The organism is Microcella alkalica, assembly GCF_014137945.1.
GTDB lineage: Bacteria > Actinomycetota > Actinomycetes > Actinomycetales > Microbacteriaceae > Microcella > Microcella alkalica.
Genome location: NZ_JACGWX010000001.1, coordinates 626726 through 653408 on the forward strand (window position 1 = coordinate 626726; position 26683 = coordinate 653408).

A 26683-nucleotide genomic window follows, 5' to 3' on the forward strand; every position below is an offset into this window, starting at 1 on the left:
GAAGCTGTTGCTACGTTCGTCGCGTGAGACGCGCCGACCTGGCGGGAGCGCCCCGCCCCCGAACGCGGGGGAGGGGCGCCCGTCGACGGCGCGGTCTCGTCCTCTCGATCGCGGGCGGCGCCGCCGGGGCGGGCATCGCGCTGGCGATCGCATCGGCGGCTGCGGTCATCACGATGGCACGACGGGTGGTGATGCCCGTGCGCGACCGCCCTGAGGATGTCGACTTGCTGGCAGTGGACGAGCGTCGCTCGGTCATCCGCCTGGGTCGCACCCCCGATTCCGTCGTCCCCGGCCGCTACGGCTTCTGGTTCGCCGACGGACGCGGCCACGCCAGGATCGGCCGGATCCTGTTCGAGGATGCGCACTCGGTCACGCGCGTCCTCGATTCCGTGCAGCGCGGCACGATCGGCTCGGCCAGGACAGGTCGCTGGGGCGGGTGGTACTGGCTCGAGCCGCAGGACCTGGGCGTCGCCGCGGTCGAGACGAGCATCCGCACCCCCGTCGGAGACGCTCCCGCATGGTTCGTGCCCTCCGTCGACGGCGGCAGCGGCGCGGGCGACGACTGGATCATCCACGTGCACGGTCGGGGCGCCACGCGAGCGGAAGGGCTCCGTGCCGTCCCGCTCGCGCGGGAGCTCGGCTGGGCGAGCCTTCTCATCAGCTACCGCAACGACGGCGTCGCCCCGGCGAGCGCCGACGGCCGCTATGCGCTCGGCGCGGCCGAGTGGCGCGACCTCGAGGCGGCCATCACCCACGCGCACGATGCCGGCGCGCGCCGCATCGTGATCATGGGGTGGTCCATGGGAGGCGCCGTCGCCATGCAGCTGCTCGTTCGATCAGACGCCGCCTCGCTCGTCAGCGGGGTCGTCCTCGACTCGCCGGTCATCGACTGGGTGACGGTGCTGCGATTCCATGCGGCGCTCTCCGGGCTGCCGAGGGCGGTCGGCGAAGTCGCGATGGGTCTGCTCGGCACGCCGGCGGTCACGCCGCTCGTGGGCAGCGCAGGGCCGATCGATCTCTCGTCGCTCGACCTCGTCGCGCGCGCGGACGAGCTCGCGGTGCCGGTGCTCGTCCTGCACAGCGACGACGACGGCTACGTGCCGATCGACGCGTCTCTCGCCCTCGCCGACGCTCGCCCGGAGCTCGTCACTCTCGAGCGGTTCGCTCAGGCCCGCCACACGCGGCTCTGGAACCTCGACTCCGAACGGTGGAACGGCGTGATCCGCGCGTGGATCAGTCGACTCGACGCGCCCACCGGGCGTAGTGAACTCCATCGCCATCGAGGAGCAGCTGGCGAGGCGCCCACCGTGTGATCGCGCCGTCATCATCGGGCAGCAGGCTGATGCCCGACCCTCCCAGGCGCGGAACGGTCGTCAGGCACACCTCGTCGACGAGCCCGGCCGCGAGCAGCCGGCCGGCGAGGCCGGGGCCGCCCTCGCAGACCATCCGCTCGGCGCCGTGCGCGCGGAGCGCGCCGAGGATCTCGAGCGCCGTCGCCGGCTCGCTGCGATCGGGGAGGGGGAGGATCGTGTGCCGGATGCCGCGCAGGGAGCGGCGCACGGCATCCGTTGCCGATCCTGGCGCGAGAACGAGGACGTCGGGCGCGTCCTCGCGGGGCTCGAATTCGTGCCCGCTCAGGTCGCCCGAGCTCGTCACGATCGCGAGCGGCGTCCGGCGCGGGAGTCGATATGACTCGGCCCGCACCGTGCTCGCCCCGACGAGGATCACGTCGGCGTGCTCGCGGATCACCCCGAGGATCATGCGGTCGGCCCCCGCCGTGAGCGAACCGGACGTGCCGTCCTCACCCGTCACGCGGCCGTCGAGCGTCGTCACGAAATTGAGGCGGATGCTCTCGCCCTCGCCCGGCGCGTACCACTTCAGCAGTCGTTCGCGGGCTCCGGCGCCGTCGACGTCGAGCACGGCACCCTCGGCCGGCGCCGCGGGGTGGACGCGGCGGAGGATCACGCCGCGTCCGCCTCGCGCACCTGACGCTTGATGCGCGCGAGCATCCCCGTCATGCCGCGCAGGCGCAGCGGGCTCACCGCGCGGGTGAGCCCGAGCGCGAACGGGAAGTCGTCGGGCGTCGCGAGCACCGTCGCGACCTCCAGGCCGCTCAGCCCCTGCGCGAGGATGGATGCGAACCCGCGGGTCGTGGGCGACTCGGCGGGCGCGGTCGCGTGCACGGCGACCGCGCCGCCGTCGACCTCCACGAGGATGAAGACGGGGGACTGGCACTCCTCGACGCGCTCGAGAAGCTCCGGGTGGTCGCGGAAGCGCTCCGGGAGCTCGGGGAGCGCCTCGGAGAACTCGAGCAGCAGCTGCAGCCGGTCGGACTCGCCGAGCTCGAGGAACTCGTCGCGGATCTCCGCGAGCGAGGGCGGGAGCGCGGAGGCGGCGGCGTCGGTCATCGCCGGCACGCTAGCGGACGGGCGCGTCGCCGGGTTCGGCGCCGGTCTGGATGGGGACTCGGACGGCGCTGCCCCACTCCGTCCACGACCCGTCGTAGTTGCGCACGCGCGGTACCCCGAGCAGGTGGGTCAGCACGAACCACGTGTGGCTCGATCGCTCGCCGATGCGGCAGTAGGCGACGACGTCGTCCGCGTCGCCGATCGCGGCATCCTCGCGGTAGATGGTCGCGAGCTCGTCGGCGCCGCGGAAGGTGCTGTCCTCGTTCGCCGCTCGCGCCCACGGCACGCTGCGGGCGGAGGGGATGTGCCCTCCGCGGAGCGCGCCCTCCTCGGGGTAGGCGGGCATGCTGGTGCGCTCGCCCGTGTACTCCTCGGGGGAGCGCACGTCGATGATGGGCTTGCCGAAGTGGGCGATCACGTCCTCCTTGAAGGCGCGGATGGCGCTGTCGTCGCGTGCGACGACGGGGTACTCGCCGGCCGGGCGGCTCGGCCGCTCCTTCGTCATCGCACGGCCCTCGGCGACCCAGCGGTCGCGGCCGCCGTCCAGCAGCCGGACGTCCTCGTGACCGAACAGAGTGAAGACCCAGAGGGCGTACGCGGCCCACCAGTTGCTCTTGTCGCCGTAGAGGACGATCGTGGTGTCGCGGGCGATGCCGTTGCGGCCCATGAGCTCGGCGAAAGCCTCGCCCTCGATGTAGTCGCGTACGACGGGGTCGTTGAGGTCGGTGTGCCAGTCGATCTTCACGGCGCCCGGGATGTGCCCGGTCTCGTAGAGCAGCACGTCCTCGTCGGACTCGACGACCACGAGGCCCGGGTCGTCGAGGTGCTCCTCGAGCCACGCGGTCGAGACGAGCCGCTCGGGGTGGGCGTAGGTCTGGAACTTCTCGGACGGATCGGGGGAGACGGGCATGGCGACCTCTCGGTGGGACGGGGCGGTTCCTGACGCGGCGTCGTGCGCCGCACTCCGGCTTAACGCGCGCCGGGCCGCCGGTATTCTGGGACACGCCGCGCGCGCTCGAATCTACGCACTCCGAGCGCGCCGCGCCCGTCGCTCTGCCCAGAGGCGCGATCGCGGGAGCGCCGCCGCGGCGAGTGCGACCATCGCGAGCGAACGGCCCCACGTGAATCCTGCGCCGACGACACTGCGCCTGACCGAGCGTCAGCCCACCCTCGCGGCCTCCGAGCTGCTCGGACACCTGGCCCCGCCTCCGCAGTTCGCGCACGCGAGCCTCCAGAACTATGTGCCCGACCCGGCGCACCCGTCGCAGGCCGAGGCGGTCGAGGCGATCCGGCGGTTCGCCGAGGGCGCCCCCGACGCCGCGCCGACCGGTCTCCGCGGACTCTTCGCGCGCCGCACGCCCGTCGTCGTGGAGAAGGCCGGTATCTATCTCGACGGCGGATTCGGCGTCGGCAAGACCCACCTGCTCGCCGCTCTCTGGCATCGCGTCGGCGGCCGCAAGTACTTCGGCACGTTCATCGAGTACACAGCACTCGTGGGCGCGCTCGGCTATCAGCAGGCGGTGCAGCAGTTCCGGGGTGCGCGCCTCATCGCGATCGACGAGTTCGAGCTCGACGACCCGGGCGACACCATGGTGATGTCGCGGCTGCTCGGCGAGCTCGTCGCGAGCGGATCGCGCATCGCCGCGACCTCGAACACTCCGCCGCACGCCCTGGGCGAGGGGCGCTTCGCCGCGCAGGACTTCCTCCGCGAGATCAACGCCCTCGCCGACCGCTTCGACATCAGACGCATCGACGGCGAGGACTACCGCAAGCGCGACATCGAGGGCCACGCCGTCGCGCTCACCCCCGAGGAGCTCGACGCGCGCCTCGCCGCCGAGACCGGGCAGGTCACCGTCGACCGCTTCGACGAGGTCCTCACGCACCTCTCGACCGTCCACCCGAGCCGCTACATCGGCCTCATCGAGGGACTCTCCGCGATCGCGCTCACCGAGGTGGCGCCGCTGCGCAATCAGACGGATGCCCTCCGCCTCGTCGCGCTCGTCGACCGGCTCTACGACGCGCAGATCCGCATCCTCGCCACGGGCACCCCCCTCGATCGGGTCTTCACCGACGACATGCTCGCGGGCGGATACCGCAAGAAGTACCTGCGGGCCACGTCGCGCATGATCGCGCTGACCACGGCATCCTGATCACCACCGACCGGTAGGATCGTCAGCGGGAGTGCCGGGAAGTCTGGTCGGCCCGCGAGCCCCACGACGGCCGCGGAGTACACGATCGACGACCCGGACGGAGCACTCATGAACGCTGGCACGCCCAGGCCCACGACGACCGACGCCGAGCGCTACCGGGAAAGCCTCTGGATCGGGCAGATCCTCCGCAAGGAGACCGTCGGCGGCATCCTGCTGCTCATCGCGACCGTGATCGCTGTCACGCTCGCGAACACAGCGGCCGCTGACGGCTACTTCGCGCTTCGGAACACATACCTCAGCCTCGGTTTCGGAGAGGCGGTCTTCGAAATCTCGGTCGGCAAGTTCGCCGCGGACGGGCTCCTCGCGATCTTCTTCTTCCTCGCCGGCCTGGAGCTCAAGCGCGAGTTCGTCGCGGGCGAGCTGCGCGACCCGAGGCGCGCCCTGGTTCCGGTGGCGGCGGCGTTCGGGGGGGCTGCTCTGCCCGCCGTGATCTTCGCCCTCGTGAACCTGACCCAGGGCCCCGAGGTGCTGCGGGGCTGGGCGATCCCTCTCGCGACGGACATCGCCTTCGCGCTCGCGGTACTCGCGGTCGTCGGCACCTCGCTGCCGATCGCGATGCGCACCTTCCTGCTGACGCTCGCCGTCGTCGACGACTTGCTCGGCATCACCGTCATCGCGTTCTTCTACACCGACGACCTCCAGCCGGTGTACCTCCTGCTCGCAGGCCTCGCTCTCGCCGTGTTCGGGCTCATCGCGCAGAAGTATCAAGAGCTCTTCCGGCTGCGTTCGACGGCGGCACTGGTCATCCTCCTGCCGATCGGCATCATCGTCTGGTTCCTGATGTACTCCTCCGGCGTGCACGCGACCGTCGCGGGCGTCCTGCTCGCGTTCACGGTTCCCGTCCTCGCCAGCGGCGGCGAGGAGGACGGATTCGGTGGCCAGGAGGGCCTCGCCGAGAAGTTCGAGCACGGCCTGCGACCCATCTCGGCCGGCTTCGCCGTGCCGGTCTTCGCGTTCTTCTCCTCCGGGGTCGCCGTCGGCGGCATCGACGGGCTCGTCGAGGCGGTCACCTCGCCCGTGTCGATCGGCATCGTGCTCGGTCTCGTGGTCGGCAAGACGGTCGGCATCACCCTGGCCTCCTGGCTCGTCACGCGTCTACCGGGAGTCACGCTCCCGCGCGGCGTGCGCTGGGTCGACGTCATCGGCCTGGCGATCCTCTCCGGCATGGGCTTCACGGTCTCGCTGCTCATCAGCGAGCTCAGCTACGGCCAGGGCGACCCGCTCGATGACGTCGCCAAGGTCGGCATCCTGCTCGGATCCCTCATCTCGGCGGTCGCCGCGAGCATCCTCCTCGGATCGCGCAACCGCCACTACAAGCGGCGCCGCGAGGAGGAGAAGCGCGATTCTGACGGTGACGGGATCCCCGACGCCTTCGACGACTCGGTACCCGCTCAGCCCTGACCGGGCGAACTCCATCGCCCGCGTAACGCGATGTTTACATCACGGGGTGGCGTGTAACGCGCTGGAAACTCGGCGACACCTCCTGCGAAACCTCGCGCGCCGACACTTCAAGAGCGCCCGGTCCTCGCCGGGGGGCCGGTGACCCTACATCCGAGCCCTCGAGTCGGGCGCCTCCTTCATCACGGCAAGAGAGGTTCCACATGGATCAGGGAAACACCACCTTCATCCTGGTCGCCGCCGCACTCGTCCTGCTCATGACTCCCGGCCTGGCGTTCTTCTACGGAGGACTCGTCAAGGCCAAGAGCGTCATCAGCATGATGATGCTGAGCTTCGGCGCGATCGGGCTCATCGGCGTCCTCTGGGTGCTCTACGGCTACGCGATCGCGTTCGCCAACAACGTCGGCATCGACGGCGTCATCGGCATCGACACGGGCGCGATCGGTCTCATGAGCCTCCTCGAGGTTCCCGAGGGTGCCGCGTTCCCGCCGCTCGCCTTCGCCGCCTTCCAGGCGACCTTCGCGATCATCACCGTCGCGCTCATCTCGGGCGCGATCGCCGACCGCGCGAAGTTCGGCGCGTGGATGGTCTTCGCCGGAATCTGGGCGACGGTGGTCTACTTCCCCGTCGCGAGCTGGGTGTTCAACTTCACCCTCGACCCCGAGACGCTCGCCTTCACCGACGGCGGCTGGATCACGTACGGCATGCAGCAGACCTTCGGCGTCGGCGCGATCGACTTCGCCGGCGGCACGGCGGTCCACATCAACGCCGGCGCTGCGGCACTCGCCCTCGCGCTGGTCCTCGGCAAGCGCATCGGCTTCGCCAAGGGCGCCCACGTGCCTCACAACCCGCCGTTCGTGCTCCTGGGTGCTGGCCTGCTGTGGTTCGGCTGGTTCGGCTTCAACGCCGGATCGGAGCTCGCCGCCGACGGCGTGGCCGCTCTCGCCTTCATCAACACGATCGCCGCTCCGGCCGCAGCCCTGCTCGCCTGGCTCGTCGTCGAGAAGATCAAGGACGGCAAGCCGACCTCGGTCGGTGCCGCCTCGGGCGCCGTCTCCGGCCTCGTCGCCATCACCCCCGCGTGCGCCTCGCTCACGCCGGTCTGGGCGATCGTGCTGGGCATCGTGGCTGGCGCGGTCTGCGCCCTCGCGGTCGACCTGAAGTTCCGCCTCGGCTTCGACGACTCTCTCGACGTCGTGGGAATCCACCTCGTCGGCGGTCTCGTCGGAACCCTCTACCTGGGCTTCTTCGCCAACGGCACCGGCCTCATCTACAGCGGTGAGCTCACGCAACTCATGGTGCAGGCCATCGCCGCCTTCGCGGTCATGATCTACTCGTTCACCCTCGCCTTCATCATCGGCCTGGCGATCGAGAAGACCATGGGCTTCCGCGTCACGGAGGAGGACGAGCTCGCGGGCATCGATCCGATCGTGCACGGCGAGGAGGGCTACGTCCTCGAGGCCACGCGCTGATCGACTGAACCATCGCCTCCGGGCGCGCGCGGGGCGCTACTCTTCCATCGAGTAGCGCCCCGTCGTCGTTCCCGCGGGGGGATCCGACGCGAGGAGGCGGCACGTGACGAGCGACCCCCTGCTGCAGCTCGCCGCCGCGCTCCTCGTGCTCGCAACCCCGGTCGGAGTGCTTCTCGGCACCGGGCGCCTCGATCGCGGTCGCGTGCTCGCGGCGCTCGTCGCCGGCGCGGGCGGCGCCGTCGCATCGATCGCGGGGGATGCCCTGACCGGGCCGATCACGGATGTCCCCGCGCGCATCCTCGACGCCGCGATCGCGGCCACCGTCACCGCGATCGTGGCGACCCTCGCCGCCCGCCGGCTCGGATCCGTCGGCGGTGTCGTCTTCGCCGGCTCGTGGTCGGCGCTCGTCTTCCAGCCCGTCGTGGGAGCCGTAGTGGGGGAGTTCCCCCCGCTCATGCAGTCGCTCATCGGCGCGGTCGACTTCGCCGGAGTGCTCGCGACGCACGTCGCCGCCGGGGCCGCTCTGCTCGTCGTGCACCTGCTCCCTGCACCGCGCCGCGCCCGCTCGTTCGCCCTCGTGGCGGGGTCGGTGGGCTGGCCGCGGGCCGTGATCGCCGCCGTGCTCGTCACCCTCGGCGGCACCGCCTGGCTCGTGGGCGTCGAGCGGGTCGTCGACGAGGCGACCGGGCGGATCGTCGCGAACGCGGTCGTCGGCATCGCCGTCGCGGCGGTCACGTGGTCGCTCATCGAGAAGGTCGGCTGGAACCGACTGACACCCGCGGTGCTCGTGGCCGGGGCCTGGGGCGGCTGGGCGGCGATCGGAATCGGGGCGCCCTTCCTCGCGCCGCCCGCGCTCGGGGCTGCGGCCGTGATCGGCGGCGCCGTCGGTTCAGCTCTGAGCGGCGCGGGAGCCCGCGACGACGACGAATCGGCGCCCAGACGATCGTGGACTCTCGGTGCCATCGGCGCGACCGCGACGGGCGGGATCATCGTCGCGCTCCTGGCCGACGGGTTCGGCCTCGCCGCAACGGGCACGCTCGTCCTCGCGGCCGCGCAGCTCGGGGCCGTGCTCGCCGTCGTCGTCATCGCTGCGCTCGGCGGGCTCGTCTGCTGGGCGATCGCGTGGGTCGCCCAGACGGGGGCAGCGGGAGGCTCGCGGAGCCGCTGAGAGGGGGGAGTGGTGGGCGATACCAGACTCGAACTGATGACCTCTTCCGTGTGAAGGAAGCGCGCTACCAACTGCGCCAATCGCCCGTGCGCGTCCATCTTGCCACAACTCATATGGCCGTTGCGCACCGCTCAAGGTCGCCGATCGCGCGGGGTGACACGCCCGGTCCGCCCGGTTTGGCATCCCCCCGAGAGGTCGGCTATGGTTTCCATGCACGCCGGAAGCGGTGGGCGAAAATGCGGATGTGGCGCAGTGGTAGCGCATCACCTTGCCAAGGTGAGGGTCGCGAGTTCGAATCTCGTCATCCGCTCGAGTACGACCCCTCGGTAGTGGGGGGAAGCACCACGGTGGCGTGGCCGAGAGGCGAGGCAGCGGCCTGCAAAGCCGTGCACACGGGTTCGAATCCCGTCGCCACCTCGCAACTACCACCGGAGAATCGAGGCGGTAGCACCACCAGCAGCACGACCTTGGGCGATTGGCGCAGCGGTAGCGCGCTTCCCTGACACGGAAGAGGTCACTGGTTCGATCCCAGTATCGCCCACGAAGAAACCCCCGGAAATCCGGGGGTTTTCTGCTTGAACGGGGGCGGCGTGCAACATCCGTGCAATACCGGATGAGGACTCACCGCACTCCCATGCCAAGTAGGGGAACTTGGTCGTATAGTTAGTAACGGTTACAGCAAGGGTTTGAGCATGGGGGAAGGTGAAGACAATGGCATCGGAAGCACTCGGAGGCTCTTATGTCCTCACCAATGAGGGCGCAGAGCAGCTAGCAGCGCTGGCCGCAGAGTCGAGCGCGCCTGTCTCTTCCCCCGGTTTCGCTTCTCGGAGCTATGACTCACTTTCGGTGGGCACCCGGTTGAGCGTGCTTGAGTCCCTGGTTCGTCACCGCACCGCTTCCTGATCCTTGGCAGAGGACCGAAGCGGGTTGCTTCCGTATGAAGTGTTCGCGCTCGGTGACATTGACCCGGAACAGTTTCCGGTCACTCGCGGGCTGATCGATCAGAGCCTCGCCAACTTCGCATGCGAACGGTCAGAGCACCTTCAACGCTTCGCGCGCGAAACCGTGACCCGATTCGAGAAGCATGGGCACAGCAGAACTTACGTCCTGTCAACTCCGACAGAGGACGGCGGGCTCGACGTCGCCGGGTTCTTCACAATCGGCATGACTTCGCTCGACCTTTCCCAGGCAAGTAAGTCGACGAGGGCGAAGCTGATGGGCGATGTGACTATGGACGTTACGGGCGCCTACTGCATCGCGGAGCTCGCACGTTCGGATAAGTACGACTCCGCTCAATTGCCTGGGTCGATCATCCTGGACGAGGCAAAGCAGGTCATTCGACGAGCTCGTGCCCTGGTTGCCGGAAGGTTCCTAGTCGTGGACGCGCAAGAGGTCGTGTTCACGCAGCTTTACGAACCGAACGGCTTCAGACGAATCGCTGTTGCTCAGCCGCCGCGCGGCATGGAGGATCGTGACTTCGTCACGGCCTGCGCAGTGATCCGCGACTGGTAACGCAGAAAAGCGGGCGAGCTGATCCGAAAACCGACCCGAACCGGCGCTTCCGCCCCCTTTCGCTGCGAGCACCACTCGCGACCATGGAGGTCAACCGGATGTAGACAGCCACCTACATCCGCGCAAGAAGCTCGGTCTTCTTCGCGGCGAACTCCTCTTCCGTGAGGACACCAGCATCCCGAAGACTCGCAAGCTTTTCTAGTTGAGCTGCCACGTCGACGAGCGGCGCAGCTACCGCAGCTACCACTGGCTCCGCCGGCGCAAGCTGGCCGTCCAAGGGCCGACCCAAAATCAGCCGAGTGAGAGTGTCCTGCACGGTCTTCGCTTCAGCGTGCGAAACGCGGAAATCGACTGTGTTGCCCGCCGTGATGACCGACACACGAGAATTGAGCATCCCATCCCGCGCGGTCGTCACCGACGTAATCGACTTGATTGGGATCATCTCGGAGCCCGCCTTGCCGTTCTTCACGCCGGTGGCAAGCATTGAGAGCCCCACGGTGTCGACGACGCTCGAAAACTGGACAGTAACGACGCTCGAAAAGTGAACACTCAACGATTGGAGAGTGATCACTTTGGAAGACTGGGCATTGATCAGGAGGCTCGCTGCGGAGGGCGTGCCTAAGGCGCGGATTGCCGAGCGGTTGGCGGTGTCGCGGACGACGGTGGTGAAGGCGGTGAACTCGGACGCGCCGCCACGGTATGTTCGGGCTGTCGCGCGTCAGAATGTTTGGCAGGGGTAGTTAGTTGCTGATGCAACGCCCCAGCTGAAAGGTCTGAATGTCATGAGTCGTCCCCCCACGATCCCCGCGGAGAAGAAGCTCCGCATCGTGTTGTCCGTGCTGCAGGGCGAGATCACGATCGCCGAGGCAGCCCGCCGCGAGAAGGTCTCCGAGCAAGCGATCGGGAACTGGAAGCGCCAGTTCCTCGAGGGCGGCAAGGCTGGGATCGAGGCGGGCAAGTCCAAGCCCTCGACCCGGGAGCAGCAACTCGAGGACGAGGTCGCCGAGCTCACCCAGGCTCTGGGTGAGGCAGCGGTTGAGATCCGCGTCTGGAAGAAGAGCGCCGAGGGCCGCTTGGGCCCTTCGAGGACCTCGAGGTGATCCGCGTCGAGGCGGGCATGTCGACTTCGAGGTTCTGCCAGCTGATCGACATGCCCGAACGCACCTGGCGGCGCTGGCAGGCCAAAGCGAAGCAGTCCCGACCGCCGAAGGGCCCGTGGCCGCAGCCGGCGAGGGAGGCGGCCCGCGAGCTCGCCACGAAACACGCCTTGGCGCATCCGGCGTGGGGTCATCGGAAGATCTGGGCGATGACGCGGCATGACGGTCATAAGGTGTCGCAGGCGACTGTGCTGCGGCTGCTGCGCGATGACGGGCTGATCCTGCCGTCCGAGTACCAGAGGCAGCGCCGCCAGCTCGCGGCGGATCGCAAGGCCGCGTTCGCGAGGAACCCGACGGGGCCCAATCAGGTGTGGCAGCTGGACTTCAGCGAGTTCGAGACCACGACCGGTGGCACCTGGCGGATCGCCGGGTGCCGGGACTGGTTCTCCAAGGTCGAGCATCCGTTCCACGTGTCGCCGACAGCGAATCAGCACGACGCGATCGCGGCGATAGAGCTCGCCTTGGTCGATTACGAAGCGATGTTCGGGCACCCGCTCGTCGACACCTGCCCTATCGATCCCGAGACCGGTGAGCTGCTGCCGGTGGTGACGATCGTGACGGACAACGGCGGCCCGTTCCGGTCGCTGAATTTCGAGCTGTTCATCATGCGCCACCCCGAGCTACGTCACGTCCGCACCCGAGTGAGATCACCGGGTCAGAACGGGTCACGCGAACGCGGATTCGGAACATTGAAATACGAGCGGCTGTTCCTCGACGACATCCCCGACGCGCTCACCCTCGTCGAACGCGCAGAGGACTACCGCATCGAGTACAACACCGAACGTCCTCACGAAGCGATCGCCTGGAACCGGCCGATCGACGTGCACCTCGGCCTGGCCGACCCCACCATCCCCAACTTCGAAATCGAAGAAACCCTGCCAACTACTTGACGCGGGACAACGCAGTGCGATCGCCAAATGCGTTTGATAGCCGAGCGCGTAGCTGAGGATCGCGACCGCATCGGGTCGGTTCGTCAGGTGAAATACGGCGATGTTCTCGGCGTCCTCGGGATGCTCGAGGAGCTGCACGACCATCGCGGCGGCAATCGCGTATGCGTCGCGCGCATCCGGTTTCCGGTGGAACAGGTGCCGGATCACTGCGGCGGCTGATACGCGAGCTCGCGCGTCAGATCGAACGGGGTATCCCGGAACGCCGTCAGCGCGGTGAGGTCCCGCAACGCTTCCGCCTTGCTCGGATCGGACTTCTCGAACGCCTCGAGAGTTCCGAGGAACCGCATCGCCACTGCTCGACGCACCACCGCTGTTGCGAGCCCCTCATCGCGGGTCACCTTCGCCCGCTCGAACAAGCGCAGAGCCTCAGCATCCGACTCGAGCTGTTCGGCACGGTCCGCAGCGTCGCGAATCGCGATCACATCACTGCTGGAGGACACTTCACCGAACACGCGTCGCTCCAGCGACAGGATCCGTTCGTCGACGATCTTCTCCTCCTGGGCGCGGAGAGCTTTGATCGCGGCTATCGCCTTCTCGCGGTCGCCGCGAATCTGGTCATCCTGCCCCTCGACGCTCAGCAGAGCATTCGCGCGAACCGCGTTCAACAGCGTCCAAACGTTGTCTCGATGTTTCTGCGCCTGACTCCGCAACGCGTCGAGCTGCTTATCAATATCTGTGAGTGCCATATCATTGTCTCCTTGACCGCCAGTGGGCGAGTTGTTCCCGCGAAATCCGATAACGTCCGTCCGGGCATTCCGCAACCAGATCGCCGCGCCCAATTGCTGCGCGGACTCCTCGGTCTGTGATTCCCGTTATGGCTGCCACTTGTGTGGTTGACAGCCGGTTCAATTGTGGGTCGAGTTCCGGTTTAGCCGCTTCACTGGTTCCTGTTACGGAAACACGCCACTGTAAATCTGCTCTCCGCATGGCAAGCAGCACCGCGTCAACCTCGGGGTCAAATCCGCGATGCGCTAAACGGAATTCGTCCAATTTGGCGTGACGGTTCAGCACGGCGGCGACTCTCGCCGGCATGATGACGACCATCCCGTCGGCGTGCACGTAATGCTCCGGGGTGCGGTTCACCATGAGCGCACCGCATACGTTGCGCGGAACTGGTCGATCTTTCGAGCCTGCTCACGCTCCCGCCTACGCTCCTCGTCCCGGTTGCGCCACTTCGCCCACTGCTGGTGAAGATCCGCCGCCATCGCATCGAACGAGCTCCGCTCGAACCTCACTGCCCGCGTTTGTTCCGAATGGGTTCTACGAGGCATTGGGCGGCTCCTCAATGTGCAGGAGGCTGTATTCACGATTCAATCCCTCACAAGCAACACAGCGCGGCAAGAAAACTTCGCCATAATGCCGATAACAGAGAGCACCTTTGTCATTGTGTCCACCAAGCATCAGTGCCCTCCTCTCATGCGAAACTCGATACTCCGTAAATGGATGTCCAATAGGCGCGCCTGCGTTTGCAGGTTGCTTTGTTGCGCCTCTAAATCGCGTCCGCGTTGTTTCACGTAGGCGACTTCGATAGCGGCGCGTTCCTTTGCCGCTCTGAAACGAGACGAGTCGATAACGGCTTGCTGTTTGCGTTCCTCGATTGATCCAGTTGCGCGCTTGTATGCGTTCGCGTACTCCGTGGCGAATGACTCCGCTTCGGTGACTGCCCGTAGCTCGAGCTCGCGAACCTCGGTCGCGTTCCGAGCAATCTGCACCCGTATGGCGTCGAGCTCAGTTATCAGGGCGTCAGGCGTCTTCATTCCCGCCCCTTCCGTTGCTCCGTTTCCCCGCCCACACACCCGCAGCAGGGCGCGCAACCTTCCGGTACTGCTGGCACTCCACGAACAGTGGGCACGGCTCGCACACGGCAGCACAGGCCCGCACGTCAGCGGGTGACAGATCATCAGCGGTAAACAAATCGAGCCCTTCACATGCGGGCCGATGCATCTCCATCGCCTCGACGAGCAGCTCCCACGCTTCCGAGGCCCTCACGCGGCATCACATCCGGGATGCACGAACCCATGAGGCTCGTTCGACGGATGAGACTCGAGCTTGCAGACCGGGCAGATACCCGAACGCAACGCCTTCGCAACAGCTACAGGGGGTGTTGTGTCTGTTATGTGTGTTGCAAACTCCGGAAACGCAACAGTCGCAACACTTGCCACAGGGGGTGTGCGCGTTGCGTTGCTGTTGCGAACTGGCCCATAGCGGCCACGCTCGAGCCGTTCCACCCGTCCGCTGCTCGCCAGACGGCTCAGATACGTGCGCGCCTGGTTGATCGGCAGTTCGAGAGCGTCGGACACTTCCTCCGCGCGAACGCCTTCCGGGTGCCCCTTGATGAACTCGACGAGCTCCGCCGACCGTTCCCCGAGCACCGTCTGATCGCGCCGCAGCAGATCTTGAACCGTCACGCTCGAGTCGCCCAGCATGATCGCCCGTCCGACGAGGGTGGACTCACCGTCAGTAGTCGGCATCTCGACCGAATCCACCTGAAACGCCACAGACGGCTTCACGGCGGAGTAGTTCGACTTCTCGACCGTCAGGATGCGTTCGTCCGTCTCGTCGTCCACAGCGAGCAGCAGCAGGCTCCGAGTGATATCGCGGAATGCATGCGAACCCGACACCTTGTCTGACGCGTTGCCGCCGCCCTTGTTGAAGTGGGCCACGCACACCACAGCGACGCCGAGCTCTGCCGCCATCGATGCGAGCGGGTCAAGGTTCTTCCGCACGTCATCTAGCCGGTGCGAGTCACCCCGCATAAGACTGATGATCGGATCGACGATGAGCACCTTCGCGCCCGTCTCGATGAGCTGTTCACGGATCGCCTGCAAGTCATCCGCCAGCGACGGCGACGTGATCCAGTCGGAGTCCTCGTCGCTCACCGCAACGGACGACATGGAGACGACGTAATCGAGATTCGCGCCCGCAGCTTTCAGCCGTGGAACGAGGACCGTGGAAGTGTCGTCCTCACCATTGATGAGCGCGACCACGACGGGCTTCCCGAATAGGTCGCCCTCGAGCGTCCCCTGAGTCCACCGTGCGATGAACCAAGCGAGAATCGTTGACTTCGCGATGCCGGCCATTCCGGCGAGCATCGTGATCGTTCCGAGCGGCACCTGATTGCGTGCCGCCCAGAGTTGCCGTCGCACTTCCACGGTGGACAGCGGCGTGACCAATAGACGCCGACTCATGAGGCCACCGCCAAACGCCACAGCGCGAGCTCGGCCTCTGTATGCCACGGCGCGCGCGGATTGTTAGCCCGGTGATACCAGTAGTCCGCGAGGAACTCCGCGCGTGCCTGAGCGCTCGAGGGCGACTTCTCGCCGTGCGCATAGCCGAGCAGATAAAGGGACGCGATTGGGAAAGGAAGCTGCCAGAGATCCAACCGCCCGGATGCGATACCGTCGCAAACACTGTCGAGGTACTTACCGGCGCGTTCGCCCAATTCCAGGCGGCGACGGGTGTTCTCTGCGATATCATTGAGAGAACTCAGGCTGCCAGGCCGTTCGATTGCCCCGTCTCGTACGGGGTTTTCGTATGTCGTCATCGAGCGCTCACCCGCTTATGGGCGTTGTCAATGCGCACGGCGGCGAGGGCAGCTGTCGGGTCGGCGTATCCACAGTGCGCAAACAGCTCGAACCCCTCCCAGGTTGCGGAGGCGTCCGCCCGGTCGACCCATGCGTCAATGACGCGTCGCACGTCTACATCGCCCGGGCGGAGTTCATTGCGGATGATCCGCGTCATCTTGTTGTGACGGAAAGGCAGGCGAGCCCGCTCGAACTGCGTTGCGGCATAGCGGAGTAGCTCTTCGACCGATTGCTTGGTGTTTCCGGTCTGCGTGGAGTAGGTCGAGGCATTCAAGCGGCATCACCGCCCGTATAGCGCAGCGGCGTGCCGAGGCTGTCGAGGCTGTCGAGGTTCACGCGGATCGCGCGGGGTCCTACGCGTCGCGCTTCGATCTGACCGGCTGCGATGTAGCGGCGGATCGTCTTGACCGACAGATCCCAGTGCTCGGCGGCGTCCTGGAGCGATCCCCAGGATGCTCGGGCGATGGACTGATGTTCGGGCATCGTCTTTCCGTTCCCTGCTATTCAATGCAGAGACTTCGGGTAGGACGTACTAGCCTGAACGTGTCTGCATCTTGCTTGGTTGGTAGGGCGTGGACTCTGCCCGCAGGTCGCGCCAACGGCCTGCGGGCTTTCTTTCTGGAAATGGCTTTCGCTGTTTCCACTTATGAGTATGCCTGTCCCTAGCGACACGAAACACGCGACACGTGTGGATAACGTTGTGGATAACGGAATCCGGTACATAATGTCCAGAAATCTGTGCAGAAGTCGGCGGTAGAAGCCATTGCACGGGGGTACGCGAAAGGGGGCACCCATTACGGATGCCCCCTGAACGGTGCGGTTAGTTAGTTGACGGGCCGCAGGGTCGGTCGTGCCGTCAGCGTCGCGTGGAACGCCTCAGCCGCCCGCAGCGCTCGCACAATCCGCGTCACGTCACCAGGCGTGAGGTTGCTCTGCTCGGCGTTCACGGCCAAGTCGGGCGCCTCCCCGGTGTTGTGCCACACGTACACGCTCGCGCTTCCGGTCGGCATGGCGAAACGGTGGCAGTCGTGGTTGTCCTCGTCGAACTTCGCGACGAGCGTGTCGGACTCGTCCGGCGTGACCGGGGTTCCCTGCTCCGCGTCGACGACGTAGGACAGCTGGTACAGCTCGTCCGCGAGATCGCGCATCTCACTGCCGGTGGTGGGCTTCACGTCCGTCTGCACGGAGTCACCGCCGAAGCAGACGACTACCTCGAGCGGGCCGATCTGCACGCCTTCGGGCGTGATTGAGTCCGCTCGAACGAGGTACACATCGTCTCCGGCACCGAAGTAGTAGACGATCGGGTTGCCGTCCTTGTCGATGCTCGAGTCGTCGTCGACCTTGACGGCCCACGAGGGCATGTTCGGGCGCGTAGTCTGGATCTCGTTCATGATGTGCCTTCCTTGGTTTTTCATGGACTGCCCTCGAGCCGTTACAGCGACTCGGGGGCGTTTTCGTGCCGCCAGTTGACGGCTACGTGTTCGCCAGCTCGCTCATTCGCTTCGCTAGCTCCGCATCACGGCCAGCCGTGTGCTGATACTTCATCGCCGCAGCGACAGTCGAGTGCCCCATGCGTTCCTGCAACTCGCGCAGCGTCGCGCCCGCCAGAGCCGCTTTTGTGGCCCCGTAGTGGCGGAGTGCGTGCCAGGGCATGTCGGGTCGCCCAGCCGCCTCACGTGCCGGGTAGAACGACTTTGCGAGGGTGGACTGCGCCAGGTGCGTAACCCCGTCAGATGCGGGGAACAGCAGAGCGCTGGGGGAGTCGGGAACGAACTTCGCCAGGTGAGCCATGACAGCCGCGTTCACGTGGGGAGGTAGGACAATCTGGCGTACGCCCGCGAGGGACTTGGTGCCGCCGACGACGAACCCCTGACCGGGCACATGCGTCACCGCGCGTGAGATGTTGACGATGATCGTTTCGCCGTCCTCGAGGATCGTCAGATCCTTCCGGCGCAGCTCTGTCAGTTCCCCGTACCGGCATCCCGCCCACGCCGCGATCAGAACCGCGGCTCGGTACTTCTCAGCGATCCGCTCCACGATCGTCGCAAGCTCGAGGGCGGTCGGGGGGTCAACTTTCTTCCCCGTCGACGCCATGTGCCCGCCGCGTATCTGGCACGGGTTCAAACCGATCCGCCCGTCCTCTACCGCGGTCGCCATGATCGCCTTGAGTAGTCCATAGGAGCGCGCGGCCTGAGTCTTCGTCCCGGCTTCTATCTGCTCGGAGTACCAGTCGCGAACCTTGGCGGGAGTGAGGGCACTCAACCGCATGTCTGTGAGCGGCGCGAGGGTGGTTCGGAGAAGCCGTTCGTACTCGGAGCGTGTGCGGGGGCGCAGGTGGTCGCCGTGACGGTTCGTGCGGGTGTTCAGCCATGTAGTCGCGTAGTCGCCGAGCGTGCCCTTGGACTTGCCCGCGACGATGCGGGCGGCTTCGTGTGACTGCCACTTGCCCTCAACGATCTTGGAGCGCTGCGTCGACAGCCAGCCTCGAGCGTCCGTGAGGTTGTCGAACGTGTGGGGAGCCGTGTGACGTACTCCGTCCGGGCCGACGTAGGAGGCTTGCACGCGGCCGGAGGGGAGCCGGCGAACAGCACCGAACGACTCGCGCGCCTTCCGCTTCGCAGCCATGTCGCTCCCGTCCGTGCAATATCGTGCAATATCTGGTGTCCACTTGCGTCCATTCCTGAACAACAGTGACACTAGAGCACGCAGGCAGTTTCCGCTAGATGTAGGCTCACATCCGTACAGAACGTGCGGAATCGTGGACACCTACCAGTGACGCGAATACAGTTTCGATCCCAGTATCGCCCACCACCAGATCCACGCGAACGACCAGATACACGAGAACAGCCCCCGCCCCGGCGGGGGTTGTCGCGTTTTCGCCGCCGGTAGGCTGGTGCGGTCCCACACACCCCACCTGAGGAGCATCGTGTCCGAGCACGCCGCCGAGTCGTCCACCGCCGTTCCCGAGGCGGTCGTGGCCGAGACGACGACCGACGGATTCGGGCTCTTCACCGACCGCTCCGTCGTCGCGATGCGCGTCGACGGCGAGCTGCGCGACCTCGCCCGCCGCGTCGAGGCCGGCACGCGCGTCGAGCCCGTCACGATCGGCAGCCCCGACGGCCTCGCGATCCTCCGGCACTCGGCCGCGCACGTCCTCGCGCAGGCCGTGCAGTCGATCAACCCCGAGGCGAAGCTCGGAATCGGCCCGCCCGTGACCGACGGCTTCTACTACGACTTCGACGTCGCATCCCCGTTCACGACCGACGACTTCGCCGCGTTAGCCAAGGCGATGGAGCGCATCGTCCGCCAGGGGCAGCGGTTCATCCGCCGCGTCGTCACCGAGGACGAGGCGCGCGCCGAGCTCGCGAACGAGCCGTACAAGCTCGAGCTCATCGGGCTCAAGGGCGCGGCCGCTGACGGTGCCGACGGCGAGAGCGTCGAGGTCGGCGGCGCCGAGCTCACGATCTACGACAACGTCGACTCCAAGACTGGCGAGGTGCACTGGAAGGACCTCTGCCGCGGCCCGCACCTGCCCAACACGCGCATGATCGGCAACGGCTGGGCGCTCATGCGCGTCGCCGCCGCCTACTGGCGAGGGTCGGAGAAGAACCCGCAGCTGCAGCGCATCTACGGCACCGCGTGGCCGAGCAAGGACGAGCTGCGCGAGCACCGATCGCGCCTGGAGGAGGCCGCCAAGCGCGACCACCGCAAGCTCGGCGTCGAGCTCGACCTGTTCTCCTTCCCCGACGAGATCGGATCCGGGCTCTCGGTCTTCCACCCCAAGGGCGGCGTCATCCGCGCCGAGATCGAGAACTACATGCGCCAGCGCCTGCTTCAGAACGGCTACGAGCTCGTCTACTCGCCCCACATCACCAAGGGGCAGCTGTTCGAGACGAGCGGCCACCTGCAGTGGTACGAGGAGGGCATGTTCCCGGCGATGCACCTCGACGAGGAGCGCGACTCCGAGGGCACCATCACCAAGCAGGGGCAGAACTACTACCTCAAGCCCATGAACTGCCCCTTCCACAACCTGATCTTCCGCGCGCGCGGCCGCAGCTACCGCGAGCTGCCGCTTCGCCTCGCCGAGTTCGGCACCGTCTACCGCTATGAGAAGAGCGGCACGCTCTCGGGCCTCACGCGCGTGCGCGGCCTCACGCAGGACGACGCGCACATCTACGTCACGCCCGACCAGGTGAAGGCCGAGGTCGCGAGCCAGCTCGAATTCGTGCTCGAGACCCTGCGCGGGTACGGCCTCGACGACTTCTACGTCGAGCTGTCGACCAAGAACCCCGACAAGTACGTCGGCAGCGACGACGTCTGGGAGCAGGCGACCGAGACGCTCCGCGAGGTCGCCTCCGAGTCGGGCCTCGAGCTCGTCGCCGACCCGGGAGGCGCCGCGTTCTACGGGCCAAAGATTTCCGTTCAGGCGCGCGACGCGATCGGCCGCACCTGGCAGCTCTCGACCGTGCAGCTGGACTTCAATCAGCCCGAGCGCTTCGATCTCGAGTACGCCGCCTCCGACGGCTCCCGCCAACGCCCGATCATGATCCACCGCGCGTTGCTGGGCTCCATCGAGCGCTTCTTCGCCATCCTCCTCGAGCACTACGCGGGCGCGTTCCCCGCCTGGCTCTCTCCCGTGCAGGTCGTCGGCATCCCCGTCGCGGAGGACTTCGCGCCCTACCTGCAGGAGGTCATCGATCGGTTGCGGGCGCAGGGAGTGCGCGCCGATCTCGACCGCACCGATGACCGAATGCAGAAGAAGATCCGCACGCACACGATGCAGAAGGTCCCGTACCTGCTCATCGCGGGCGAGGAGGACCGCGCGAAGGGTGCCGTGAGCTTCCGCTTCCGCGACGGCACGCAGGTCAACGGCGTCCCCGTCGACGAGGTCGTCGCGCGCATCACGGGCGCAATCAGCTCGCGATCGGCCGAGCTGTAGGCGAGCATCCTGTCATGATCGGGAACGCAGGGGATGCCGTGGCCCCGTCGATCGACGGAGTCGCGGCCGAGTCATCGGCCGGGTTCGCCGCCGTGCCGGACTCGTTCCAGCGGCTCTGGACGCCGCACCGCCTCGTCTACATCGAGAACGGCCAGCAGCCCGACGGCGACGCGTGCCCGTTCTGCCGCGCTCCCGAGCTCGACGACGAGCAGGCGCTCATCGTCGCCCGGGGACGGACCGCCTACGTGCTGCTCAATTTGTACCCCTACAACAGCGGCCACCTGCTCGTCTGCCCGTACCGCCACATCGCGACGTACGACGAGGCGAGCCCCCAGGAGGTCGCCGAGATCGGCGAGCTCACGCAGACGGCGATGCGCGTGCTCACCTCGACGAGCGGCTGCCACGGCTTCAACATCGGCATGAACCAGGGCCGCATCGCGGGCGCCGGCATCGCCGCGCACCTGCACCAGCACGTCGTGCCGCGGTGGGCGCTGGACTCGAACTTCTTCCCGATCGTCGCGCAGACGAAGGCAGTCCCTCGGCTGCTGGGAGAGGTCCGCGACGAGATCGCTCGCGCGTGGCCCGCAGGTTCGCCCGAGTAGACTCGACCCGCCGCCCACCACGACACCTTCGCGCGGTATCGCGCGCCTTCGATACGTTTCCAGAAAGGGAACACAGCAATGAGCGAGACCTCTTCGACGAGCATCCACGGCACGAGCCGCGTCAAGCGCGGACTGGCCGAGATGCTCAAGGGCGGCGTCATCATGGACGTCATCGACGCCGAGCAGGCGCGCATCGCGGAGGACGCGGGCGCTGTCGCCGTCATGGCCCTCGAGCGCGTCCCCGCGGACATCCGCGCCCAGGGCGGCGTCGCGCGCATGAGCGACCCCGACCTCATCGAGGAGATCATGGCGACGGTCTCGATCCCCGTCATGGCGAAAGCGCGCATCGGCCACTTCGTCGAGGCGCAGATCCTCCAGTCGCTCGGCGTCGACTACATCGACGAGTCCGAGGTCCTGAGCCCGGCCGACTACGTCAATCACATCGACAAGTTGCCCTTCACGGTGCCGTTCGTCTGCGGCGCGACCAACCTCGGCGAGGCGCTGCGCCGCATCAACGAGGGCGCGGCGATGATCCGCTCGAAGGGCGAGGCCGGCACGGGCGATGTCTCCGAGGCCACCAAGCACATCCGCACCATCTCGGCCGAGATCAACCGCCTGAAGTCGATGACGAAGGACGAGCTCTACGTCGCCGCGAAGGATCTCCAGGCCCCCTACGACCTCGTCGTCGAGATCGCCGAGACCGGCAAGCTCCCCGTCGTGCTCTTCACCGCCGGCGGCGTCGCGACGCCCGCCGACGCCGCGCTCATGATGCAGCTCGGTGCCGACGGCGTGTTCGTCGGCTCGGGCGTGTTCAAGTCGGGCAACCCCGCCGCGCGTGCCGCCGCGATCGTCAAGGCGACGACCTTCTACGACGACCCCGCGGTCGTCGCAGAGGCCTCGCGCGGTCTCGGCGAGGCCATGGTCGGCATCAACGTCGCCGACTTGCCCGCGCCGCACCGCCTCGCCGAGCGTGGCTGGTAGCGCACCGGTCGTCGGCGTCCTCGCCCTTCAGGGCGACGTCCGCGAGCACCTCGCGGTGCTGCGCGCACTGGGTGCCGACGCGCGCCCGGTGCGCCGGCCGGAGGAGATCTCCGCGATCGATGGTCTCGTGATCCCCGGCGGCGAGTCGAGCGTCATCGACAAGCTCGCCCGCGCCTTCGGCGTCCAGCAGTCGTTGCGCGACCGCATCGCCGACGGGATGCCCGTGTACGGCACGTGCGCCGGCCTCATCATGCTCGCCGACGAGATCCGCGACGCGATCGCCGGGCAGCAGTCGCTCGGCGGGCTCGACGTCGTCGTGCGCCGGAACGCCTTCGGCACGCAGCTCGACTCGTTCGAGACCGACATCGCGATGCCCGAGCTCGGCGACGAGCCCGTGCACGCGGTCTTCATCCGCGCTCCCGTGGTCGAGTCGGTCGGCGAGGGCGTGGAGGTGATCGGGCGCCTCGACGACGGCCGCATCGTCGCCGTCGAGCAGGGGCCGCTCATGGGCACGAGCTTCCACCCGGAGGTAACGGGCGAGCACCGCTTCCACGCCCGATTCCTGCAGAAGGTCGCCGACTCGGTCGCGTCGCACGCCCGGTAGGGCTCCCGCCCGGCACCATGGGGGCATGAACTGGTACTCGAGCTACCCGGCCCAGCGCACGCGGCAGATCATCGCCGACCTCGCCGGGCTCGCGGCGGTCATCCTCGTCATCGTCGCCGCGGCGAGCGTGACGACCGCGATCCGAGCGCTCAGCACCTTCGGGCGCGACCTCGAGGCGGCGGGGGAGTCCTTCGCGACGGGCCTGGGCGATGCGGGCGATCAGCTCGGGGCGATCCCGCTCGTGGGCGAGGGCATCCGCGCCCCGCTCGATGCGGCGGCCGGAGCGGGCGGCGCCGTCGCCGACGCCGGACGCGGTCAGCAGGAGCTCGTCGAGACGATCGCCGTCGGGGCGGGGTGGGCCGTCGCACTCGTGCCGCTGCTCGTGATCGGTCTCTTCTGGGTGCTGCCGCGGGTGCTGTTCGCGCGCAGATCCGGCCTCGTAAGACGGATGCTCCGCCAGGGTCTCACCGCAGAGACGCTCGCCGCGCGCGCCCTCGCGCGGCAGCCCCTGAGTGCACTCGAAAGCATCCACCCAGACCCGGGCGCCGCCTGGCGCGCGGGCGAGCCCGATGTCGTCCGCGCTCTCGCCGGTCTCGAGCTGCGCCGCGCGGGCGTCCTCCCGACCGCCCTCCCTGACGCCCTGCCCTAGACTGGAGTGCTGTCCCCGAGAGCGACGAGGAGCGAGATGTCCGGCCATTCCAAGTGGGCGACGACCAAGCACAAGAAGGCGATCATCGACAGTCGCCGTGCCAAGTCGTTCGCGAAGCTCATCAAGAACATCGAGGTCGCAGCCAAGATCGGCGGGGCCGACATGAGCGGCAACCCGACCCTCGTCGACGCCGTGCAGAAGGCTAAGAAGACCTCCGTCCCCAACGACAACATCGACCGCGCCATCAAGCGCGGCGCCGGGCTCACGGGCGACGCCGTCGACTACCAGACGATCATGTACGAGGGCTACGGCGCCGGCGGCATCGCGCTGCTCATCGAGTGCCTCACCGACAACCGCAACCGCGCCGCCGCCGAGGTGCGCACCGGAATGACCCGCAACGGCGGCCAGATGGCCGACCCCGGCAGCGTCGCCTACAACTTCCACCGCAAGGGCGTCATCTCGATCACGAAGACCGACGGGCTCACGGAGGACGACATCCTCATGGCCGTGCTCGACGCGGGCGCCGAGGAGGTCATCGACCAGGGCGGCGGCTTCGAGGTCATCACCGACCCCTCTCAGCTGCTCGCCGCGCGTACCGCGCTCACCGAGGCCGGCATCGAGTACGACTCAGCCGAGGCCGAGTTCGTAGCGGGCGTGCAGATCGAGACCGACGCCGAGACGGCGCGGAAGGTCTTCCGCCTCGTCGACGCGCTCGACGAGCTCGACGACGTGCAGAACGTGTACACGAACATCTCGCTCACCGACGAGGTCCGCGCCGCGCTCGACGCCGACGACGAGTAGCGCGCGCTCGTGCTGCGCGTGCTCGGCGTCGACCCCGGCCTCACGCGCTGCGGCATCGGCGTCGTCGACATCGACCCCACGCGCCGGGCGAGCCTCGTGCACGTCTCGGTCGTGCGCACGAATCCGGCGACGCCGCTCGAGCAGCGCGTCCTCGCGATCGCCGAGGGGGTCGCAGCGCTCCTCGACGAGCACCGGCCCGATGTCGTCGCCCTCGAGCGCGTGTTCGCGCAGCACAACGTGCGCACCGTCATGGGAACGGCGCAGGCGAGCGGCGTCGTGCTGCACGCCGCGGCGGCGCGCGGGCTCGGGGTCGCCCTCCACACTCCGAGCGAGGTCAAGGCGGCCGTCACCGGGCACGGCGCCGCCGACAAGAAGCAGGTCACCGCGATGGTGCAGCGCATCCTGCGGCTGGATGCCCCTCCCACTCCCGCGGACGCCGCCGACGCCCTCGCCCTCGCCATCTGCCACGGCTGGCGAAGGGGCGCGGTCTCGGCGCTGGAGCTCGGCGGGGGAGACGCGCTCACGCCGGCGCAGCGCGCGTGGCGCGCGGCCGAGAAGTCGGCGGCCACCCCTAGGCTCGACGGGTGATCGCCTCTCTGCGCGGAACCGTCATCGCGCTCGGCCTCGGCCGTGCCGTGCTCGAGGTCTCCGGGGTCGGCTACGCGGTCGCCGTGACCGAGAGGTGCGCGCGCGAGCTGCGCGTCGATGACCGCGTGCTCCTGCATACCGCGATGGTCGTCCGCGAGGACGACGTGAGCCTCTTCGGCTTCGTCGACGAGGCCGAGCTGCACCTGTTCGATTTGCTGCGCACGGTCTCCGGCGTCGGCCCCAAGTCGGCGCTCGGCGTGCTCGGGCAGATGGAGCCCGTCGCGATCGCGCGCGCCATCCACGACGACGACGACGCGCCGTTCCGGAAGGTGAGCGGCATCGGACCGAAGACCGCCAAGCTCATCGTCGTCTCGCTCGCGGGGAAGATCACGGCGCCCACGGGCGCGCCGGCCACCCGTGGGGCGACCGCGCCGACGGGCGACGACGCGACGACGCTCGCGCTCGTCGAGGCGCTCACGGGGCTCGGCTGGCCCGAGCGCTCCGCCGTCGAGGCCGCCGAGGCCGTCATCGCGGCCGAGCCGTCGACCGAGCGCAGCCCCCTGCCCGTGCTGCTGCGCCGCGCGCTCGCGCAGCTCGGCCCGCGCGCCGCCCGGCCGGATGAGCGGGGGAGGAGCGCGTGAGCGACGACATCCTGCGCGCCACGCCCGAGAGCGAATCCGAGCTCGCCTTCGAGGGCGCCCTGCGCCCGCAGAGCCTCGACGAGTTCGTCGGGCAGCAGAAGGTGCGTCGGCAGCTGCAGCTGCTGCTCGAGGCCGCGACCCTGCAGAACCGGGCGCCCGACCACATCCTGCTCGCCGGCCCTCCCGGGCTCGGCAAGACGACGCTCGCGATGATCGTCGCGCACGAGGGCCAGCGCCCGCTTCGCATGACGAGCGGCCCTGCCATCCAGCACGCGGGCGATCTCGCCGCGGTGCTGTCGTCGCTGGTCCCCGGCGAGGTGCTGTTCATCGACGAGATCCACCGCATGGCCCGCTCGGCGGAGGAGATGCTCTATCTCGCGATGGAGGACTACCGCGTCGATATCATGGTCGGCAAGGGCGCAGGCGCCACGAGCATCCCGCTCGAGCTCGCCCCGTTCACGCTCGTGGGCGCGACGACCCGCTCGGGCCTGCTTCCCAACCCGCTGCGCGACCGCTTCGGCTTCACCGCCCACCTCGAGTTCTACGAGCCCGCCGAGCTGCACCTCGTGCTGGAGCGCGCGGCCGTCCTCATCCGCCTCGATATCGACACGGATGCCCTGCGCGAGATCTCCGGGCGCAGCCGAGGCACCCCGCGCATCGCCAACCGGCTCCTGCGTCGCGTGCGCGACTTCGCCCTCGTCCACGGCGGACGGGCGGACACGACCGCCGTGCGCGCTGCCCTCGACCTCTACGACGTCGACGAGCAGGGTCTCGACCGCCTCGACCGCGCCGTCCTCCAGGCGATCGTCGAGCGCTTCGACGGGGGACCCGTCGGGCTCTCGACGCTCGCCGTCTCCGTGGGAGAGGAGGCCGAGACGATCGAGGCCGTCGTCGAGCCGTTCCTCGTCAGGACGGGGCTCATCGCGCGTACTCCGCGGGGGCGCGTCGCCACGGCTGAGGCCTGGCGGCACCTCGGGCGCCAGCCCCGGTCGGCCCCCGCGGATGACCTATAGTTGTGC

The 26683-nt window shown here is 68.0% G+C and carries 33 protein-coding genes and 4 tRNA genes; 22 read left to right on the forward strand and 15 right to left on the reverse strand.

Going from position 1 to position 26683, the window contains the following annotated elements:
* Positions 1 to 23: 23 nt before the first annotated feature.
* A complete protein-coding gene (locus tag FHX53_RS02965; RefSeq protein ID WP_343050771.1) occupies positions 24 to 1313 on the forward strand; it encodes an alpha/beta hydrolase family protein in 1290 nt (429 codons plus the stop codon).
* Here the strand turns inward: FHX53_RS02965 and FHX53_RS02970 are convergent.
* The 3 genes from FHX53_RS02970 to FHX53_RS02980 are packed head-to-tail and all read right to left on the reverse strand — an operon-like array spanning position 1234 to position 3318.
* Positions 1234 to 1965, reverse strand: a complete 732-nt coding sequence (locus FHX53_RS02970) for a dihydrofolate reductase family protein (RefSeq protein WP_182489842.1) — start codon at positions 1963 to 1965, stop codon at positions 1234 to 1236. The two genes, FHX53_RS02965 and FHX53_RS02970, sit on opposite strands and share 80 nt — an antisense overlap.
* Positions 1962 to 2408, reverse strand: coding sequence for a SufE family protein (locus FHX53_RS02975; RefSeq protein ID WP_182489843.1), 447 nt, complete (start codon positions 2406 to 2408; stop codon positions 1962 to 1964). Before FHX53_RS02975 ends, FHX53_RS02970 begins: the two co-directional genes overlap by 4 nt.
* A gap of 10 nt (positions 2409 to 2418) precedes the next feature.
* Positions 2419 to 3318 (reverse strand): sulfurtransferase, encoded by a 900-nt coding sequence (locus FHX53_RS02980; protein ID WP_182489844.1) that lies wholly within the window; start codon positions 3316 to 3318, stop codon positions 2419 to 2421.
* A gap of 211 nt (positions 3319 to 3529) precedes the next feature.
* Between FHX53_RS02980 and zapE the strand changes: the two genes are divergently transcribed.
* The 4 genes from zapE to FHX53_RS03000 all read left to right on the forward strand — a co-directional run bounded on the left by zapE (position 3530) and on the right by FHX53_RS03000 (position 8656).
* Entirely contained in the window at positions 3530 to 4558 is a 1029-nt protein-coding gene (zapE, locus tag FHX53_RS02985) for a cell division protein ZapE (RefSeq protein ID WP_343050772.1), read from the forward strand.
* Positions 4559 to 4666: 108 nt separating this feature from the next.
* A complete protein-coding gene (nhaA, locus tag FHX53_RS02990) occupies positions 4667 to 6019 on the forward strand; it encodes a Na+/H+ antiporter NhaA (protein ID WP_182489846.1) in 1353 nt (450 codons plus the stop codon).
* Positions 6020 to 6219: 200 nt separating this feature from the next.
* Positions 6220 to 7488, forward strand: coding sequence for an ammonium transporter (locus FHX53_RS02995; protein ID WP_182489847.1), 1269 nt, complete (start codon positions 6220 to 6222; stop codon positions 7486 to 7488).
* Between the two features lie 103 nt (positions 7489 to 7591).
* Positions 7592 to 8656: a hypothetical protein gene (locus FHX53_RS03000; protein ID WP_182489848.1), complete on the forward strand. Its 1065-nt coding sequence runs from the start codon at positions 7592 to 7594 to the stop codon at positions 8654 to 8656.
* Between the two features lie 10 nt (positions 8657 to 8666).
* Here the strand turns inward: FHX53_RS03000 and FHX53_RS03005 are convergent.
* A tRNA-Val gene (locus FHX53_RS03005) sits at positions 8667 to 8742 on the reverse strand.
* Between the two features lie 152 nt (positions 8743 to 8894).
* Between FHX53_RS03005 and FHX53_RS03010 the strand changes: the two genes are divergently transcribed.
* The 4 genes from FHX53_RS03010 to FHX53_RS03025 all read left to right on the forward strand — a co-directional run bounded on the left by FHX53_RS03010 (position 8895) and on the right by FHX53_RS03025 (position 10168).
* Positions 8895 to 8966, forward strand: a tRNA-Gly gene (locus tag FHX53_RS03010).
* A 36-nt stretch (positions 8967 to 9002) separates the two neighbouring features.
* Positions 9003 to 9073, forward strand: a tRNA-Cys gene (locus FHX53_RS03015).
* 52 nt (positions 9074 to 9125) lie between these two features.
* Positions 9126 to 9197 (forward strand) — tRNA-Val (locus FHX53_RS03020).
* Positions 9198 to 9583: 386 nt separating this feature from the next.
* The gene (locus FHX53_RS03025) at positions 9584 to 10168 is read left to right on the forward strand and encodes a hypothetical protein (protein ID WP_182489849.1); all 585 of its coding nucleotides are present in this window, start codon (positions 9584 to 9586) and stop codon (positions 10166 to 10168) included.
* A 112-nt stretch (positions 10169 to 10280) separates the two neighbouring features.
* On the opposite strand, the gene FHX53_RS03030 is transcribed toward FHX53_RS03025, so the two are convergent.
* Entirely contained in the window at positions 10281 to 10739 is a 459-nt protein-coding gene (locus FHX53_RS03030; protein WP_343050774.1) for an SHOCT domain-containing protein, read from the reverse strand.
* A gap of 43 nt (positions 10740 to 10782) precedes the next feature.
* Here FHX53_RS03030 and FHX53_RS13990 point away from each other — a divergent pair, with 43 nt between their 5' ends.
* From FHX53_RS13990 to FHX53_RS03050, 4 genes are read left to right on the forward strand one after another with little or no spacing between them, the layout of a single operon-like run.
* The gene (locus FHX53_RS13990; protein ID WP_425488299.1) at positions 10783 to 10908 is read left to right on the forward strand and encodes a hypothetical protein; all 126 of its coding nucleotides are present in this window, start codon (positions 10783 to 10785) and stop codon (positions 10906 to 10908) included.
* A gap of 42 nt (positions 10909 to 10950) precedes the next feature.
* Positions 10951 to 11268: a transposase gene (locus tag FHX53_RS03040; protein WP_159502532.1), complete on the forward strand. Its 318-nt coding sequence runs from the start codon at positions 10951 to 10953 to the stop codon at positions 11266 to 11268.
* Between the two features lie 50 nt (positions 11269 to 11318).
* On the forward strand, positions 11319 to 12215 hold the full coding sequence (locus tag FHX53_RS03045; protein ID WP_246335436.1) for an integrase core domain-containing protein: 897 nt from the start codon (positions 11319 to 11321) through the stop codon (positions 12213 to 12215).
* A gap of 27 nt (positions 12216 to 12242) precedes the next feature.
* The gene (locus FHX53_RS03050) at positions 12243 to 12434 is read left to right on the forward strand and encodes a hypothetical protein (protein WP_182489850.1); all 192 of its coding nucleotides are present in this window, start codon (positions 12243 to 12245) and stop codon (positions 12432 to 12434) included.
* Here the strand turns inward: FHX53_RS03050 and FHX53_RS03055 are convergent.
* The 10 genes from FHX53_RS03055 to FHX53_RS03100 form a co-directional block, all read right to left on the reverse strand.
* A complete protein-coding gene (locus FHX53_RS03055) occupies positions 12419 to 12961 on the reverse strand; it encodes a hypothetical protein (RefSeq protein ID WP_182489851.1) in 543 nt (180 codons plus the stop codon). The genes FHX53_RS03050 and FHX53_RS03055 overlap by 16 nt on opposite strands.
* 1 nt (position 12962) lies before the next feature.
* On the reverse strand, positions 12963 to 13361 hold the full coding sequence (locus tag FHX53_RS03060) for a helix-turn-helix domain-containing protein (protein WP_182489852.1): 399 nt from the start codon (positions 13359 to 13361) through the stop codon (positions 12963 to 12965).
* Between the two features lie 314 nt (positions 13362 to 13675).
* Positions 13676 to 14032 carry a hypothetical protein gene (locus FHX53_RS03065; RefSeq protein WP_182489853.1) on the reverse strand — a complete coding sequence of 119 codons (357 nt, stop codon included), beginning with the start codon at positions 14030 to 14032 and terminating at the stop codon, positions 13676 to 13678.
* A complete protein-coding gene (locus FHX53_RS14135; protein ID WP_425488300.1) occupies positions 14019 to 14225 on the reverse strand; it encodes a WhiB family transcriptional regulator in 207 nt (68 codons plus the stop codon). Before FHX53_RS14135 ends, FHX53_RS03065 begins: the two co-directional genes overlap by 14 nt.
* 35 nt (positions 14226 to 14260) lie before the next feature.
* Complete coding sequence (locus tag FHX53_RS03075) at positions 14261 to 15448, reverse strand: AAA family ATPase (RefSeq protein ID WP_182489855.1); 1188 nt, start codon at positions 15446 to 15448, stop codon at positions 14261 to 14263.
* An 11-nt stretch (positions 15449 to 15459) separates the two neighbouring features.
* A complete protein-coding gene (locus FHX53_RS03080) occupies positions 15460 to 15819 on the reverse strand; it encodes a hypothetical protein (RefSeq protein WP_182489856.1) in 360 nt (119 codons plus the stop codon).
* Complete coding sequence (locus tag FHX53_RS03085) at positions 15816 to 16133, reverse strand: NADPH-dependent FMN reductase family protein (protein ID WP_182489857.1); 318 nt, start codon at positions 16131 to 16133, stop codon at positions 15816 to 15818. Before FHX53_RS03085 ends, FHX53_RS03080 begins: the two co-directional genes overlap by 4 nt.
* On the reverse strand, positions 16130 to 16342 hold the full coding sequence (locus FHX53_RS03090; protein ID WP_182490148.1) for a helix-turn-helix domain-containing protein: 213 nt from the start codon (positions 16340 to 16342) through the stop codon (positions 16130 to 16132). Before FHX53_RS03090 ends, FHX53_RS03085 begins: the two co-directional genes overlap by 4 nt.
* Before the next feature lie 341 nt (positions 16343 to 16683).
* Complete coding sequence (locus tag FHX53_RS03095; protein WP_182489858.1) at positions 16684 to 17250, reverse strand: hypothetical protein; 567 nt, start codon at positions 17248 to 17250, stop codon at positions 16684 to 16686.
* 82 nt (positions 17251 to 17332) lie between these two features.
* Positions 17333 to 18484, reverse strand: a complete 1152-nt coding sequence (locus tag FHX53_RS03100; protein ID WP_182489859.1) for a tyrosine-type recombinase/integrase — start codon at positions 18482 to 18484, stop codon at positions 17333 to 17335.
* 406 nt (positions 18485 to 18890) lie between these two features.
* Here FHX53_RS03100 and thrS point away from each other — a divergent pair, with 406 nt between their 5' ends.
* From thrS to ruvB, 9 genes are all read left to right on the forward strand, one after another.
* Positions 18891 to 20798 carry a threonine--tRNA ligase gene (thrS, locus tag FHX53_RS03105; protein ID WP_220476160.1) on the forward strand — a complete coding sequence of 636 codons (1908 nt, stop codon included), beginning with the start codon at positions 18891 to 18893 and terminating at the stop codon, positions 20796 to 20798.
* Positions 20799 to 20812: 14 nt separating this feature from the next.
* Positions 20813 to 21400: an HIT family protein gene (locus FHX53_RS03110; protein WP_182489861.1), complete on the forward strand. Its 588-nt coding sequence runs from the start codon at positions 20813 to 20815 to the stop codon at positions 21398 to 21400.
* Positions 21401 to 21478: 78 nt separating this feature from the next.
* On the forward strand, positions 21479 to 22381 hold the full coding sequence (pdxS, locus tag FHX53_RS03115) for a pyridoxal 5'-phosphate synthase lyase subunit PdxS (protein WP_182489862.1): 903 nt from the start codon (positions 21479 to 21481) through the stop codon (positions 22379 to 22381).
* Positions 22371 to 22985, forward strand: a complete 615-nt coding sequence (pdxT, locus tag FHX53_RS03120; RefSeq protein WP_182489863.1) for a pyridoxal 5'-phosphate synthase glutaminase subunit PdxT — start codon at positions 22371 to 22373, stop codon at positions 22983 to 22985. The genes pdxS and pdxT overlap by 11 nt, the downstream gene beginning before the upstream one ends.
* 25 nt (positions 22986 to 23010) lie before the next feature.
* Complete coding sequence (locus FHX53_RS03125; protein ID WP_182489864.1) at positions 23011 to 23634, forward strand: hypothetical protein; 624 nt, start codon at positions 23011 to 23013, stop codon at positions 23632 to 23634.
* A gap of 36 nt (positions 23635 to 23670) precedes the next feature.
* A complete protein-coding gene (locus tag FHX53_RS03130; RefSeq protein WP_182489865.1) occupies positions 23671 to 24435 on the forward strand; it encodes a YebC/PmpR family DNA-binding transcriptional regulator in 765 nt (254 codons plus the stop codon).
* 9 nt (positions 24436 to 24444) lie between these two features.
* Positions 24445 to 25023: a crossover junction endodeoxyribonuclease RuvC gene (gene ruvC, locus FHX53_RS03135; protein WP_182489866.1), complete on the forward strand. Its 579-nt coding sequence runs from the start codon at positions 24445 to 24447 to the stop codon at positions 25021 to 25023.
* Entirely contained in the window at positions 25020 to 25664 is a 645-nt protein-coding gene (ruvA, locus tag FHX53_RS03140) for a Holliday junction branch migration protein RuvA (RefSeq protein ID WP_182489867.1), read from the forward strand. Before ruvC ends, ruvA begins: the two co-directional genes overlap by 4 nt.
* Positions 25661 to 26677 (forward strand): Holliday junction branch migration DNA helicase RuvB, encoded by a 1017-nt coding sequence (gene ruvB / locus FHX53_RS03145; RefSeq protein ID WP_182489868.1) that lies wholly within the window; start codon positions 25661 to 25663, stop codon positions 26675 to 26677. Before ruvA ends, ruvB begins: the two co-directional genes overlap by 4 nt.
* Positions 26678 to 26683 lie beyond the last annotated feature (6 nt).